10 protein-coding genes and 2 pseudogenes are annotated in these 15033 nt (G+C 74.0%); 4 read left to right on the forward strand and 8 right to left on the reverse strand.

Annotated elements, in window-relative coordinates:
* Positions 1-32 precede the first annotated feature (32 nt).
* The 6 genes and pseudogenes from BS72_RS07980 to BS72_RS33745 form a co-directional block, all read right to left on the reverse strand.
* Positions 33-737, reverse strand: coding sequence for a phosphoadenylyl-sulfate reductase (locus BS72_RS07980; RefSeq protein ID WP_037908285.1), 705 nt, complete (start codon positions 735-737; stop codon positions 33-35).
* On the reverse strand, positions 734-928 hold the full coding sequence (locus tag BS72_RS07985; RefSeq protein ID WP_037908287.1) for a hypothetical protein: 195 nt from the start codon (positions 926-928) through the stop codon (positions 734-736). Before BS72_RS07985 ends, BS72_RS07980 begins: the two co-directional genes overlap by 4 nt.
* On the reverse strand, positions 925-2646 hold the full coding sequence (locus BS72_RS07990) for a nitrite/sulfite reductase (RefSeq protein ID WP_037908290.1): 1722 nt from the start codon (positions 2644-2646) through the stop codon (positions 925-927). Before BS72_RS07990 ends, BS72_RS07985 begins: the two co-directional genes overlap by 4 nt.
* A gap of 206 nt (positions 2647-2852) precedes the next feature.
* Positions 2853-2936 (reverse strand): putative leader peptide, encoded by an 84-nt coding sequence (locus BS72_RS39475; RefSeq protein WP_322942211.1) that lies wholly within the window; start codon positions 2934-2936, stop codon positions 2853-2855.
* A gap of 329 nt (positions 2937-3265) precedes the next feature.
* Positions 3266-4546: a GAF domain-containing protein gene (locus tag BS72_RS07995; protein WP_078901143.1), complete on the reverse strand. Its 1281-nt coding sequence runs from the start codon at positions 4544-4546 to the stop codon at positions 3266-3268.
* Positions 4547-4917: 371 nt separating this feature from the next.
* A pseudogene (locus BS72_RS33745) lies at positions 4918-6673 on the reverse strand (acyl-CoA dehydrogenase family protein).
* Positions 6674-6829: 156 nt separating this feature from the next.
* Here BS72_RS33745 and BS72_RS39795 point away from each other — a divergent pair.
* Positions 6830-7537 (forward strand): annotated as a pseudogene (locus BS72_RS39795) (YihY/virulence factor BrkB family protein); the annotation flags it as partial.
* A 942-nt stretch (positions 7538-8479) separates the two neighbouring features.
* Here BS72_RS39795 and BS72_RS08015 read toward each other — a convergent pair.
* Positions 8480-8860, reverse strand: a complete 381-nt coding sequence (locus BS72_RS08015; protein WP_037909502.1) for a VOC family protein — start codon at positions 8858-8860, stop codon at positions 8480-8482.
* A gap of 391 nt (positions 8861-9251) precedes the next feature.
* Entirely contained in the window at positions 9252-10229 is a 978-nt protein-coding gene (locus BS72_RS08020) for a LacI family DNA-binding transcriptional regulator (protein ID WP_265736792.1), read from the reverse strand.
* Positions 10230-10570: 341 nt separating this feature from the next.
* Between BS72_RS08020 and BS72_RS08025 the strand changes: the two genes are divergently transcribed.
* The 3 genes from BS72_RS08025 (at position 10571) to BS72_RS08035 (ending at position 15031) form a co-directional block, all read left to right on the forward strand.
* On the forward strand, positions 10571-12607 hold the full coding sequence (locus BS72_RS08025; RefSeq protein WP_232792273.1) for a glycoside hydrolase family 127 protein: 2037 nt from the start codon (positions 10571-10573) through the stop codon (positions 12605-12607).
* Positions 12608-12714: 107 nt separating this feature from the next.
* Positions 12715-13956, forward strand: a complete 1242-nt coding sequence (locus BS72_RS08030) for a sugar ABC transporter substrate-binding protein (RefSeq protein ID WP_037908298.1) — start codon at positions 12715-12717, stop codon at positions 13954-13956.
* Positions 13957-14047: 91 nt separating this feature from the next.
* Positions 14048-15031, forward strand: coding sequence for a carbohydrate ABC transporter permease (locus tag BS72_RS08035; RefSeq protein ID WP_037908300.1), 984 nt, complete (start codon positions 14048-14050; stop codon positions 15029-15031).
* Positions 15032-15033: the final 2 nt, after the last annotated feature.

The raw sequence follows: 15033 nt of genomic DNA on the forward strand, positions 1-15033 counted from the left end.
GTCTTCGGTGCCCCCGGCGCCCCGGGCCGCGGTCACAGGTGTATCCCGCATTCGGTCTTCCCCAGTCCGGCCCAGCGGCCGGCCCGCGCGTCCTCGCCCGCCAGCACCCGGCGGGTGCAGGGCGCGCAGCCGACCGAGGCGTAGCCGTCCGTGAGCAGCGGATTGGTGAGGACGCCGTGCTCGGCGACGTACCCTTCCACGTCCTCCTGCGTCCAGCGGGCGATCGGCGCGACCTTCACCTTCCGCCGGCGCTCGTCCCAGCCGACGACGGGCGTGTCGGCCCGGGTGGGCGACTCGTCACGGCGCAGCCCGGTGGCCCAGGCGTCGTAGCCGCGCAGGCCCTCCTCCAGCGGGGCGACCTTGCGCAGCGCGCAGCACCGGTCGGGGTCGCGGGCGTACAGCTCCGGGCCGTACTCGGCGTCCTGCTCGGCGACGCTCTGCCGCGGGGTCAGGGTGATGACGTTCACGTCCATGACGGCGGCCACGGCGTCCCGGGTGCCGATGGTCTCCGGGAAGTGGTAGCCGGTGTCGAGGAAGACCACGTCCACCCCGGGCCGGGCCCGGGAGGCCAGGTGGGCGACGACCGCGTCCTCCATCGAGGAGGTGACGCAGAAGCGCTCACCGAAGGTGTCGGCGGCCCACCGCAGGATCTCCTGGGCCGGCGCCTCCTCCAGCTCGCGCCCGGCCCGCTCGGCCAGGCTCCGCAGGTCCTGCGGGGTGTGCGGTGCGGTGGTCACGGTGTGCCTCCGTCCGGGGATGGGGTCGGTCCGCGGCCCGTCAGGCCCTGGGCGAGCAGGCCGAGGAAACGGAGGCTGAACGCCCTGTTGCAGGAGTGGCATTCCCAACTACCGTGCCCGTGCTCCTCGTTGGGGCGCAGGTCCTCGTCCCCGCAGTAGGGGCAGTGGAACGGCGCGGCGCGCTCGGTCACGACAGCGCCTCCTCGGAGGTGCGGGCCGCCCACTGGGCGAACCGCTCGCCCTCGGACCGCTCGGCCTGGAAGCGGGTGAGCACCCGCTCGACGTAGTCGGGAAGTTCGGCGGCGGTGACCTTCAGCCCGCGGACCTTGCGGCCGAAGGCGGGGTCCAGGCCGAGGCTGCCGCCGAGGTGCACCTGGAAGCCCTCGACCTGCCCGCCGTCCGGACCGGTCACCAGCTGCCCCTTCAGGCCGATGTCGGCAACCTGGATGCGGGCGCAGGAGTTGGGGCAGCCGTTGATGTTGATGCTGATCGGCTCGTCGAACTCCGGCAGCCTGCGCTCCAGTTCGTCGATGAGGGCGGCACCGCGCGCCTTGGTCTCCACGATGGCGAGCTTGCAGAACTCGATGCCCGTGCAGGCCAGGGTGCCGCGGCGGAACGCCGAGGGCCGCACCTGGAGGTCCAGCGACTCCAGGCCCGCCACCAGGGACTCGACCCGGTCGGATTCGACGTCGAGGACCAGCAGCTTCTGGTCGGCGGTGGTGCGCAGCCGGTCCGAGCCGTGCTCGGCGGCGAGTTCGGCGATCTTCACCAGGGTGCCGCCGTCGATCCGGCCGACCCGGGAGGCCAGGCCGACGTAGTTGCGCCCGTCCTTCTGCCGGTGCACGCCGATGTGGTCCCGCCACACCTGCGCGGGCTGCTCGGGGGCCGGGCCGTCCACCAGCTCCCGCTTGAGGTACTCGTCCTGGAGTACCTGGCGGAACCGCTGCGCGCCCCAGTCGGCGAGCAGGAACTTCAGCCGGGCGCGCGAGCGCAGCCGGCGGTAGCCGTAGTCGCGGAACACGCCCGCCACGCCGGCCCACACCTCGGGCACCTCGCCCAGCGGCACCCACGCGCCCAGCCGCTCCCCGAACCGCGGGTTGGTGGACAGGCCGCCGCCGACCCACAGGTCGAAGCCGGGACCGTGCTCCGGGTGCTCGACGCCGACGAACGCGATGTCGTTGATCTCGTGCACCACGTCCAGCAGCGGAGAGCCGGAGATCGCCGTCTTGAACTTGCGCGGCAGGTTGGAGAACTCCTTGCTGCCGATGTAGCGCTCGTGGATCTCGTCGATGGCCGGGGTGCCGTCGATGATCTCGTCCTCGGCGACGCCGGCCACCGGGGAGCCGAGGATGACGCGCGGCACGTCGCCGCACGCCTCGGTGGTCGACAGGCCCACCGCCTCCAGCCGCCGCCAGATCTCCGGGACGTCCTCGATCCGGATCCAGTGGTACTGGATGTTCTGGCGGTCCGTCAGATCTGCGGTGCCGCGGGCGAACTCCTGGGAGATCTCCCCGATGGTGCGCAACTGGGCGACGGTCAGCCGGCCGCCGTCGATCCGCACCCGCATCATGAAGTAGCTGTCGTCCAGCTCCTCCGGCTCAAGTACGGCGGTGCGCCCGCCGTCGATCCCGGGGCGGCGCTGGGTGTACAGCCCCCACCAGCGCATCCGGCCGCGCAGGTCCGCGCCGTCGATGGAGTCGAAGCCCCGGTGCGCGTAGATCGTCTCGATCCGCGTGCGGACGTTGAGGCCGTCGTCGTCCCGCTTGGACTGCTCGTTGGCGTTGAGCGGGGTGAAGTGGCCCTTCGCCCACTGGCCTTCGCCGCGGTGGCGCCCGGTCCTGCGGCGGGCGGCGGCGTTCGGGGCGGTGCCTCCGGCCGGGGACTGGGGAAGGTCAGGGCTGGCAGCCATGGCGGATGCGTCCTTCGGGCAGGCGTGGTCGTCGGGTGTGGTGGGGGTGCCCCGCCGCCCGTCGCCGGGCGCACGCCGACCGGCGTACGCGGCTCGGGCCGTCGGGCGGGGAGGACTCCCGCGCATCCACGACGACGGGGACGGGCGGAGGTGGCGCCGGCGCGCGGGACGGCGGCTCGGCGGCTCGGCGGGACGCGCTCGGTGCGTCAGCCCACCGGACAGATGGCGCTGGACACGCGGCAGAAGTCGACGTGTGGCCGACCTACCAAGGCGATTCCAGTGCGTGACATGACGGAAGCGTGGCACGCGGGTTCGAGGAGCGTCCACCACTATCCATGATGCGGACTACTTCATCTTGATATGCGGACTCGGTTGCAGGGAAGGGGCGTTGACCGGCCGGAATGAACGGATCGTCCGTCCGGCGGCGACGTGTCGCCCCGGTGACACACCGTCCGATGGGCGGACGGCGTGTCACGGCAGGGCGGTGCCGTACGGTTCGGTGCCGGTCGGCCCGGTTCTGTGCGGGTCGGCGCGGGTCGGTCCGGATCTGCTCGGGTCGGCGCGGGTCGGCACGGGCGGCGTCCTCGGCCGGTCAACCTGCCGACGTCGCCGGTGACCCTCAACGGGCCGGCGCCGCCCGGGCGGCCAGGACGGCCGGGGCGTCGGAGAAGGGGAGCAGGTCCGCCGGGCGGGCCGGGCGGAGCAGCTCCACCTCGACCTCCTCCACGAACCGGTACGGCCGGTGCGCCAGCACCGCGGCGAGGGTGCGCCGCAGCCGCGACACCTCCGCGCGTACCGTCACCGCCCGCCCCTCGTCGCCGAACAGGTCCGCGGCCAGCTGCGCCGCGCTGCGCCCCCGGCGGTCCGCGGCCAGCACGTACAGCAGCTCCGCGTGGCGCGGGCTGAGCCGGTGCACCCAGCCGCCGGCCTCGCCCGACACCGCGACCGTCCACGCGCGCGGGCCGGTGAGGTCCAGCACCACCCGGCTCGTCCTCGGCTGCTCGCCGCCCACCCGGACCAGCCAGCCGCCGGGCAGCGGTTCGAGGTCGCACAGGCCCAGCGAGGGCAGCCACACCCGTCCGGCCCGCACCCCGACGGGCAGCGCCACCCGGCCCGGCGGCGCCATCCCGGTGACCGCGGCGGTCCACCCGTCGCGGTCCACCGCCAGCGCCTGGCCGGGCACCCGCGCCAGCAGCGGCGCGGCCAGCGACCGCAGCCGGTCCACCGCCTCCCAGTGCCGCATCCGCAGCTCGCCCTCCGCCACCCGCGCCACGGCGGAGACCAGCGAGAGCGTCGCCGGATGCGCCACGGCGGCCGGCCCGCTGACGTCCACCACGCCCAGCAGCCGCCCGTCGCGCGGGTCGTGCAGCGGCGCGGCGGCGCAGCTCCAGCCGTGGTGGGTGCGCACGAAGTGCTCCGCCGAGTGGACCTGGAGCGGTGAGCGGGTGACCAGCACGGTGCCGATCGCGTTGGTGCCCACCACCTCCTCCGCCCAGCTCGCCCCCTCCGTGAAGCCCAGCCGGTCGGCGCTGCGGCGCACCGCGGCGCTGCCGTCCCGCCACAGCACCCGGCCGTCGGCGTCGGTGACGACCATGATGTGCGAGGTCGCCTCCACCGCCGCCAGCAGGCCGTCGCGCAGCACCGGCAGCACCTGGGCCAGCGGGCTGCGGGTGCGGCGCTGCTCGATCTCCTCGGTGGCCAGCGGTATGGCCCGCCGCCCGCTGTCCGGATCGACCCCGTGGCCGAGCGCGCGCCGCCACGAGGCGCCGATCACCTCGCGCGGGGCCCGCCGCGGCTCGGCGCCGCCCAGCGCCGCGTCCCGCGTCGACGCCGGCTGCCGGCCGGAGGCGCGCTCGGGCGTCCCGCCCTGCCACGTCGAGCCGATCCGAAGGTGTGCCACGCCGTGCCCCCGCTCCGCCGTACCCGCCGCCTCGCCGTGCCGCTGTCCGCGCGCCCGTGACCGTACCGCCCGCGGGCGCCGCGCGCACCAGGGCGGGCCGGGCACTTGCAACGGACTGCAACGTAGTGCAACGGTTGCGAGCCTACGCGACTTCGACGGACAGTGACGGCACGTCACCGTACGGCAGGGCGCCGCAAGCCGGCTTCCGTCGCAGGTGTCCAGTGGTGGCGGGGGTGGTGCCGAGTCGGCGCGGCGCCACCCCCGCTGCCGTGCGCGCACGGGCTCTGCCGGGGTTCCGGGCCCCTTTCGCTCCCTTCCGGGTTGCCGGGATCTCCCGCCCGATCGGGGCGGACACCCGGTCAGGCCACCGGTCAGGCCGCCGGGCGGGCCCGGTCCACGATCGGCGCCAGGTCCAGCGTCGGCGGCAGCGTGCCGAACGACGAGCCCCAGTCGCCGCCCAGCCGCGACGCGCAGAACGCGTCGGCCACCTCCGGCGGCGCGAACCGGACCAGCAGCGAGCCCTGGAAGACCAGCGCCATCCGCTCCGCCACCCGCCGGGCCCGCCCCTCCACACCCTCCAGGTCGGCGAGTTCGCCGAACACGTCCTTGACGGCGCCGTCCAGCCGCCGGTCGGCGCCGCGCGCCCGGCCGATCTCGGTGAGGAAGGCGTCCAGCGCCCGCGGCTCCCGCTGGAGCACCCGCAGCACGTCCAGCGCCTGGACGTTGCCGGAGCCCTCCCACACCGAGTTCAGCGGCGACTCGCGGAAGATCCGCGGCATCCCCGACTCCTCCACGTAGCCGTTGCCGCCCAGGCACTCCAGCGCCTCGACGGCCACCGCCGGGCAGCGCTTGGTCACCCAGAACTTCACCAGCGGCACCGCGAGCCGCAGCAGCGCCCTCTCGTGCTCGTCCGCCGCCCCGGCACCGGTCCCGTCCGCCGCCCCGGCACCGGTCCCGTCCGCCGCCCGGCCCCGTCCGCGTCCGCCGCGCCCCGGACCCGCCGCGCACCGGGTGGGCCGCGTCGTACGCGGCCGCGAGCCGCAGCGCGGCCGTCGTCGCCGCCTCCGACTCCAGCGCGAGGTCGGCCAGTACGTTGCGCATCAGCGGCTTGTCCACCAGCGGGCCGCCGAACGCGCTGCGGTGGACGGCGTGGTGCACCGCCTGCGCCACCGCCTGCCGCATCAGCGCCGCCGAGCCGAGCGCGCAGTCCAGCCGGGTCGCGGCCACCATCCCGATGATCGTGGCGACCCCGCGTCCCTCCTCGCCGACCCGGCGCGCCCACGTCCCGTCGAACTCCACCTCGGCGGAGGCGTTGGAGCGGTTGCCCAGCTTGTCCTTGAGCCGCTGGACGGCGAACGTGTTGCGGGTGCCGTCCGGCAGCATCCGCGGCAGCAGGAAGCAGGTCAGCCCGCCGCCGCCCGCCGAGCCCTCCGGCACCCGCGCCAGCACCAGGAAGCCGTCCGACATCGGCGCCGAGCAGAACCACTTGTGCCCGGTGAGCGCGTAGGCGCCCTCCTCGGCGAGCGGTTCGGCCCGGGTGGTGTTGGCCCGCACGTCCGAGCCGCCCTGCTTCTCCGTCATCCCCATCCCGAACAGCGCCCCCGGCTTGGCCCCCGGCGGCGCCAACTCGGGCTCGTACGCGTGCGAGCCCAGCCGCGGCTCCCACTCGGCGGCCAGCGCCGGATCGGCCCGCAGCGCGGGGACGGCGGCGTGCGTCATCGACACCGGGCAGCCGTGCCCGGCCTCGGCCTGGGTCCACACCAGGAACCCGGCGGCCCGCCGCAGGTGCCCGTCGGGCCGGGACCAGGCGTCGGTCAGGCCGGCCGAGACCGCGTGGCCCAGCAGCCGGTGCCAGGACGGGTGGAACTCGACCTCGTCGATCCGGTTGCCGTAGCGGTCGTGGGTGCGCAGCACCGGAGGGTACGCGTTGGCCTGCTCCCCCCACCGCTGCGCCTGGGCGGAGCCCGCCGCCCGGCCGAGTTCGGAGAGCTCGCCGTCGATCTCCTCCAGCCGCCCGGGGGCCGCGTGCCGGGCCACCGCCTCGGCCAGCACCCGGTCGGTCCGGTAGACGTCGTGGCCCGTCAACGGCGGGGCCTGGTTGGTGACGTTGTGAGTGGGGGGTGTCATGGCAGATAACGTAAGGGGGTGCGAGCAGCGGAAGGAACAGCGGGCGAGAGAAGCCATCGGCGGCCCGGCCGATGGCGCAGGGCCAGAGCCCTGTACCGGAACGTCTCCAAGCGCGAGCTGGCGTGGCTGCTGCTGAAGGACACCGTCGGCTCGTGCATGGAGTACCGGGTCACCGGGCTGGCCGCCGAGGCCGCCTTCTTCGTGCTGCTCTCGCTGCCGCCGCTGCTGCTCGGCCTGGTCGGCGCGCTGGGCTACGTCGACACCGTGATCGGGCTCGACACCATCGACCACATACGCCAGAGCATCCTGACCGCGTCGGCGACCGTCCTGTCCGACAAGGGCGTCAACCAGCTCGTGCGTCCGCTCCTGGACTCGGTCCTCAACGGCCGCCGCCCGGACCTGGTCTCCCTCGGCTTCCTGGTGGCCCTGTGGTCGGGCTCCCGCGCGGTGAACGTCTTCGTCGACACCATCACGATCATGTACGGGCTGGAGGGCCGCCGGGGCATCGTCCGCACCCGCATCATGTCGCTGGAGCTGTACGTGGTCGCGCTGGTGGTGGGCGCGGCGGTGCTGCCGCTGGTGGTGATCGGCCCGGACACCGTCACCCGGGTGCTGCCCGGCGGCGCCATAGCGGTGCACGTCCTGTACTGGCCGTCGGCGCTGCTGGCCTCCGTCGCGTTCCTCACCACGCTCTACCACCTCTCGGTGCCGGTGCGCTCGCCCTGGTACGAGGACGTGCCGGGCGCGCTGGTGGCGCTGTTCATGTGGGTGGTGGGCAGCTTCGTCCTGCGGATCTACCTCACCCACGCGGTGGAGGGCCACACGATCTACGGGTCGCTGGCCGCGCCGGTGGCGGTCCTGCTGTGGATAGGGGTGTCGGCCTTCGCGGTGCTGGTCGGCGCGGCCGTCAACGCGGCCGTGGACCGCGTGTGGCCGTCGGTGGCCACGGCCGCGGCCCGCGAGGAGAACGCGCGGCGACGGGAGGCCGCGGCCGAGGCGGTGGTGGCGCAGGCCCAGGCCCGCCGCCGGGCCCGGCACGCGGGGCTCCCCGACGACGAGGGCGAGCCGCCGGCGGAGTACCCCGAGCGCTGGGCGGACTTCCTGCCGCACCGGGACGTGCGGTCGCGGCTGCGGTCGCGCCTCGGCGTCGTGGAGGAGGCGCCGAAGGCGCCCCGGGTGCCGGGGCCGGCCGCGGAGAGGGTGCCAGGGGACGCGGCGGACACGGGTACGGCGGCGGGGATCGGCGCGGCCCCGGAGGGGCCCGCGCCCGGGGCCGGGCCGGCGGGACGCTGCCCGCCCCGCTCCCCGCCCGTCAGCCCGCCGCCTCGGCGGCGCCGTACCCGGACGGGGCGGGCGTGCCCTCGGTACCGCTGCCGCCCCTGCCGACCCTGCCGCCGGCGCCGCCCGGACCACCGCCGGGTGAGCACCGCCCGCACCGGTAGCCGGGTGAGCACCGCCCGCACCGGTAGCCGGGCGCGCGCCCGAGGGCGGACGCGGCGCGCGGGGCGGGTCGGCGCGGAGAACCGGGGCGTGCACCCGCGAGTGGGCCGATCCGTTGAGCGGCGCCGTGGTGTGGACCCGCGCAGCGGGCGCGGGGAGTGCCGCGGCCCTGGCCGACGGCCGCGTGGCCCTGCTCTGGCACGACGGCGGGCGGCTGCTGGTCCGCGGCCCCGACACCGCCGCCTGCCTCGCCACCGGGTGCCCGGGTGCCCGGGTGCCCGGGCGGCCGCCGCACGGGGCCGCGCTGCCCGCCGGGCGCCGGGCCGCGCCTGCTGGGGCCGCCCGGCGGCGGCCCGGCGCCGCCGCTCAGGCGAAGAGGTCGACCGCGTTGCCGTCCGGGTCGTGGACGACCGCGTACCGCTGGCCCCAGAAGGCGTCGAACGGCACCAGGTGGCCCGTGTGGCCGGCCCCCGTCAGCTCCTCGTAGACGGCGTCGACGCCCTCGGCGGTGCCGCAGTGGAACGCCAGGGCGACGCGGGAGCCGGCAGCCGGCTGCCAGGAGGGGTCGAACGAGCGGACAGTGTCGACGGTGTCCCAGGCGAGTCGCAGCCCGCCCGGCAGGGTGGTCTCCACGTGCGGCTCACCGTCCGCGGAGGCGGGCAGGTCGAGGCCGAGCCGGCGGTAGAAGGCAAGCGACGCGGCCATGTCGGCCACGGTCAGCCCGATCATGTCGAAGCGGGGGGTGATCGATGCGTTCATGCCCCCACGCTAGTGCCGCTCCCGGCAGGGCGTGCCCCGCTCGCCGCCCTGGCACGGCCGTCCGCCGCGTTGCCGTACCGGCCGAGCAAGACCGCTACGAGGCCGGTTCGGCGCCTTGCGGCCGACCGCACCAGGACACCTCGCCACCGGGCGAACCGTGCCGGTCGCGGCACCAGGCGCCGGGACCCCCGCCGTCCTGAACGAAACGGACACCCTCCGCTGTCGCTCCGCCGTCCCTCCGCCCCACCGACGTCCCGGAGCAGCGCGGCGATCCGGCCCCGGTCCTGCCGGCGAGACCTGCCCGGTCACGGCCCGGTCAAGGCCCGGTCCCGGCCCGACCGGGGGCTTTACGTCGGCTGAGCCCCCTCCGGCCCGCGACTCAGGCGGACCCGCGGACGATGAGGCGGCAGGGCACGGTGTGGACCCCCGGTGACGGCTTGGCGTTGATCGCGTCGAGCAGGCGCAGGGCGGCGACCCGGCCGATCTCCGTCAGGTCCATGTCGATCGTGGTCAGCGGCGGGCGGGCGGCCAGCGCCATCGTGTCCCAGTTGTCGAAGCCGACGACGGCGATGTCCTCGGGCACCCGGCGCCCCTCCTCGCGGAGGGTGTCGGTGACGCCCCGGGCGATCTGGTCGTTGCCGCAGAAGACGGCGTCGGTGTCCGGGGCGGTGCGCAGGACCGCCCGCGCGGCGCTGCGCCCCCAGGTCTCGCTCCAGTCCCCGTAGTGCACCCGCCCGGTCGCCAGGGTCAGGCCGGCCTGCTCCAGGTGGCTGACGGCGTGCTCGGCGCGGACCCGTGCCGCCGCGTGGTGCGCGGGTCCGGTGATGTGGGCGACGCGGGAGCGGCCGACGCCGAGGAGGTGGTCGATGGCCAGCCCGGCGCCTCCCCGGTCGTCGGGCACGACGGAGATGTCCTCCGGACGGGTGGACGGCGAGAGGGCGTAGACCGTCGGGATGCGCGCGATGTCGTCCAGGGGCGGGCGGGGGTCGGTGCGGCGGCCGGTGGCGATGATGCCGTCGACCCGGCGGGCGACGAGGTTCTGCAGGTGGTGGCGCTCGCGGATGGTGTCTCCCCGGGTGTCGCACAGCAGCACCGAGATCTTCCCCGCGCCGAGGGCGTCCTCCGCGCCCAGCAGGACCGGGGTGCTGAAACGGCCGATGCCGTCGGTCGTGACCAGGCCCACCGTCCAGCTGCGGCCGCTGTGCAGGCTCTGCGCGTGCTGGTTGGGCCGGAAGTCGAGGCGCTCGACCGCGTCGAGGACACGCTGCCGTGTTTCCGGCCGCATCCTGCCGTTGCCGCTCAGCGCCCTGGAGGCGGTGGCGACGCTCACCCCGGCCAGGGCGGCGACATCGGCCAGCCTGGCATGGGGAGCGGGAACCGGGGCGGGGACGGGGGAGACGGGACGATCGACGGGACGATCGGTATCGGACACGGGTAACCCTTTTCCTGCCGACTGATGTTGGGGACGAGGCCGTGGAGTCCAAGGCGCACGCTGGGACACAACTGCCGAGATTGTGGCTGTCGTTTGCCTTGACGCCCTCCGGGCCCGGCCCTACGTTTCCACGAGGAAAAGGGTTTCGCAAGGATGCTCAATCCCGTCAGAACCCGTACTCCCAGGCCCACTTGGTACACCGTGTCCGCCCTCTGCGGGTGCGCAACCGCACAATCCTTTGCTCAACATGCGAACTTGGGAGACCGATGTCTCACACCACCATCCTTCCGCCGATGACCCCCGGCCCGGTCCGGTTGGGCCCGGAGGCCCTGACCGCGCTGAGACCGGCCGCCGCGACGATCGAGGACGGCTTCTGGCGCGAGCGTCGCGAGGTGAACGCGCGTACCGCCATTCCGCAGGGTCCCGCGCTCCTGGAATCGGCGGGCAACCTGCACAACCTCCGCCTGGTGGCGGGCGCCGCCGAGGGCGGGTTCCGGGGCGACTACCCGTTCATGGACTCCGACGTCTACAAGTGGCTGGAGGCGGCGTCCTGGCAGCTGGCGGGATCGGCGCCCGGGGAGGGGAACCCCGCCTCCCTCCGGCTGGCCGAGGACGTGGACCGGATCGTCGCCCTCGTCGCCGCGGCCCAGCGCGAGGACGGGTACCTCAACACCTGGTTCCAGGCCGGGAAGGGCGACGGGCCCTACTCCGACCTGCGCTGGGGCCACGAGCTGTACTGCGCGGGCCACCTGATACAGGCCGCGGTCGCCCACCACCGCGCCACCGGCAGCGACCGACTGCTCGACGTGGCACGGCGGTTCGCGGACCACGTCGACGCCCTCTTCGGGCTCCCGGGCAGCGGCAAGCCGATCGACGGCTTCGACGGCCACCCCGAGGTGGAGACCGCCCTGGTGGAGCTCTACCGGGAGACCGGCGAGCGCCGCTACCTCGAACTGGCCGGGTACTTCGTGGACCGCCACGGACACGGCCTGATCGGCGGTGAGGCGTACTGCCAGGACCGGGTTCCGCTTCGCGAGGCCGTGAACGTCGAAGGCCACGCAGTACGCCAGTTGTACCTGCTGGCCGGGGCGGCGGACCTGGCGGCGGAGACCGGAGAGCATGAACTGCGCGCCGCTGCCGAGCGGTTGTGGAACGCGATGACCACCACCAAGACCCATCTGACCGGCGGCCTGGGCGCGCACCACGACCAGGAGGAGTTCGGCGACCCGTACGAACTCCCCAACGAGCGCGCGTACTGCGAGACGTGCGCCGCCGTGGCCTCGGTGCACTGGAACTGGCGGATGGCGCTGCTGACCGGCGAGGCTCGGTACAGCGACCTGATCGAACGCACCCTGTACAACGGCTTCCTGGCCGGCATGTCGCAGGACGGCGAGACCTGGCTGTACGTCAACCCGCTCCAGGTGCGCGACGGTTACACCGACGTCGGCGACGACCACTCGGCGCGCCGCACCCGCTGGTTCCGGTGCGCCTGCTGCCCGCCGAACGTGATGCGGCTGCTGGCGAGCCTGGAGCACTACCTGGCCTCCACCGACGGCCAGGGTGTCCAGCTCCACCAGTACGCCACGGGCCGCTACACCGGGCAGGCCGCCGGCGAGGACCTTGTTGTTAGCGTGCACACCTCCTACCCGTGGCAGGGCGGGATCACCGTCACCGTCGAGGAGAGCCCCGCCGGACAGCCCTGGACGCTGTCCCTGCGCGTCCCCCAGTGGTGCGAGCGGTACACCGTGCGGGTCGGCGGCGAACCGGTCGACGCCGCGGGCGCCGTACGGGACGGATGGCTGCGGCTGGAGCGCGCGTGGGCGGCGGGCGAGACGGTCGAGCTGCGGCTGGACGTGGCGCCGCGGCTGACCACCGCGGACGCCCGGGTCGACGCGGTGCGCGGCTGCGTCGCCATGGAACGCGGCCCGCTGGTGTACTGCCTGGAGCAGGCCGACCACGACGGCGGCGGCCTGGACGACATCGTGCTGGACACCGCCCAGCCGCTGGCCGACCGGCCGCGGCCCGACCTGCTCGGCGGGGTCACCACCGTGACGGCCGCCGGCCGCCGGCGCGGCACCGCCGCGCGACAGGCGGGCTGGTGGCCCTACCGGTCCTGCGCGCCGGGCCGCCCGCGGCGGACCCGGCCCGGCCCGGCCTCGGATGCGGCCCCGGCCCCGGCCGCCGCCGCGCACGAGGACGCCGACGCCGACGCCGTCGAGCAGCTCGAACTCACCGCCATCCCGTACTACGCCTGGGCCAACCGGGAGGTCGGCAGCATGCGCGTCTGGCTGCCGACGAGCTGATCCGCACCGGCAGGACCCGCTGCCGCCGCGGCCGGCCCGGCCGGCCCCGGCCGTCGGCCCCCACCCTTCGCTCGCGCTCGTCCATGCTCCGTCAGTGAGGTCACACCGTGAGAAGAACCCGCACCCTCGTCGCCCTGTCCACCGCCGTCAGCGCCCTCGCCGCCCTCGCCGCCTGTTCCGGCGGCAGCTCCGGCGGTTCGGGAAGCAGCTCCTCCGCCTACACCTTCTGGGACCCGTACCCGCAGTTCGACGCGTCCGCCCCGTGGGCGAAGCTGGTCCAGTCCTGCGGCCAGAAGGCGGGCGTCACCCTCAAGCGGACCGCCCTGGACACCACCGAGCTGAACAACAAGGCGCTGCTCGCGGCGCAGCAGGACAACCTTCCCGACGTGATGATGGTGGACAACCCGTTCGTCTCCACCCTGGTCTCGGCCGGCATCCTGACCAAGACCAGCGACCTGCACCTGGACACCTCGGCCATGCAGCCGAACATCATCGGCGCCGGCACCGTCGACAACTCCGCGTACGGCATCCCGATCGGCGCCAACACCCTGGCCCTCTACTACAACACCGACATCCTGGCCGCGGCCAAGGTGGACCCGTCCACGATCAAGGACTGGGCCTCGCTCACCGCCGCCCTCCAGAAGGTCAAGGCCACCGGGAAGAAGGGCATCAGCTTCGGCGCGATCGGCACCGAGGAGGGGACCTTCCAGTTCCTGCCCTGGTTCTGGGGTGCCGGGGGCGACCTGACCAAGGTCGACAGCAGCCAGGGCGTGGCCGCGCTCTCGCTGTGGAAGAACTGGGTCTCCCAGGGGCTGGCCCCCAACGACGTCCTGAACAACACCCAGACGACCAGCTGGCAGGAGTTCGCCACCGGTCAGTACGCCTTCGGCGAGAACGGCACCTGGCAGCTCGCGAACGCCAAGAAGGCCGGGTTCAAGTACGGCATCATCAACATTCCCGGCATCAACGGCGGTTCGGCGCCGGTCCCGACCGGTGGTGAGTTCGTCACCGTGCCGGTGCAGAAGGACAGCAGCCGCTACGCGGTGGACGCCAAGATCGTCAGCTGCCTGACCAGCAACACCAACTCGCTCTCCACCGACACCACCTTGTCGTACATCGCCCCGGTGGCAGCGGTCCAGCAGCAGCAGGTCCAGCAGGACCCCTCGCTGAAGCCGTGGGTGAGCGCTCTCGCCGCCGCCCGGGGCCGCACCAGCAACGGCCTGGGCACCAAGTACCCGGTGATCTCGCAGCAGTTGTGGACGGCCGTGCAGAGCGCGCTGTCCGGTGGGGCGAGCCCGCAGGCGGCGCTCGCCGCGGCGCAGAAGGCCGTGGACAACCACCAGAACTGAGGCCCGGCCTCCGCCTCACTCCCACCCCCGTCCGGGCAGCGGCCCGCACAGCCCTGCCCGGACGCGATCACCGACAAGGAGAGCGCACGCGATGACCATCACCCGTGCAGACCGGCCCCGGCGGCCACCGGCAAGGTCCGGGCCCGACGCCTCCGGCGGGCGGGCCAGGCCCTGGACCTCCCGGCGGGGGCCGGGGAACAGGACGTCCCAACTGGTCGCCTGGGCCTTCGTCCTTCCCCTGCTGGCGTTCCTCGCGGCGTTCTACCTGTACCCGCTCTACCGCAACGTGGACCTGAGCCTGCGCCACTACACCGTCCGGTCGTTCGTCGACAACGACGCGCCGTTCTCCGGGTGGGACAACTTCTCGCAGGTCATCAAGGCGCCGACGTTCTGGCCCGCGATCCGCGACACCCTGGTGTTCACCCTGGTGTCCATCTTCCTGCAGTTCGCCGCCGGCATGGGGCTGGCCGTCTTCTTCACCCGCAGGTTCCGCCTCTCGGCCACCCTGCGGGCGCTGTTCCTCGTCCCGTGGCTGCTGCCGCTGATCGTGTCCGCGTCGACCTGGTCGTGGATGTTCAACAGCGAGTCGGGCGTGGTGAACTACGCGCTCCACCTGGTGGGAGTGGCGCCGGTCGACTGGCTGACGTCGCCGCACTGGGCCCTCACCTCGGTGATCATCGCGAACATCTGGATCGGCATCCCGTTCAACCTGGTGATCCTCTACAGCGGTCTGCAGAACATCCCGGACGAGCTCTACGAGGCCGCCTCGCTGGACGGCGCGACCGGGTGGCAGCAGTTCTGGCGGATCACCTTCCCGCTGCTGCGGCCGGTGTCCGCGATCACGCTGCTGCTGGGCTTCGTCTACACGCTCAAGGTGTTCGACCTGATCTGGATCATGACCAGGGGCGGCCCCGGCGACTCCTCCACCACCCTGGCGACATGGTCCTACCGGCTCGGATTCGGCTCGCTGCTCCCGCAGTTCGGCCCCGGGGCGGCGGTCGGGAACATCCTCATCCTGATCGCCCTCGTCTTCGGGCTGCTCTACATCCGAGTCCAGAGGAGGCAGGAAGCATGACC

It is taken from the genome of Actinacidiphila yeochonensis CN732 (assembly GCF_000745345.1).
Taxonomy (GTDB): Bacteria; Actinomycetota; Actinomycetes; order Streptomycetales; family Streptomycetaceae; genus Actinacidiphila; species Actinacidiphila yeochonensis.

What these genes read in the sequence shown, in the direction of transcription:
- BS72_RS08035 (WP_037908300.1), top strand. Translation starts at nt 14,048, where the DNA reads ATGACCATCACCCGTGCAGACCGGCCCCGGCGGCCACCGGCAAGGTCC.
- BS72_RS08025 (WP_232792273.1), top strand. Translation starts at nt 10,571, where the DNA reads ATGTCTCACACCACCATCCTTCCGCCGATGACCCCCGGCCCGGTCCGG.
- BS72_RS39475 (WP_322942211.1), bottom strand. Translation starts at nt 2,936, where the DNA reads ATGTCACGCACTGGAATCGCCTTGGTAGGTCGGCCACACGTCGACTTC.
- BS72_RS07990 (WP_037908290.1), bottom strand. Translation starts at nt 2,646, where the DNA reads ATGGCTGCCAGCCCTGACCTTCCCCAGTCCCCGGCCGGAGGCACCGCC.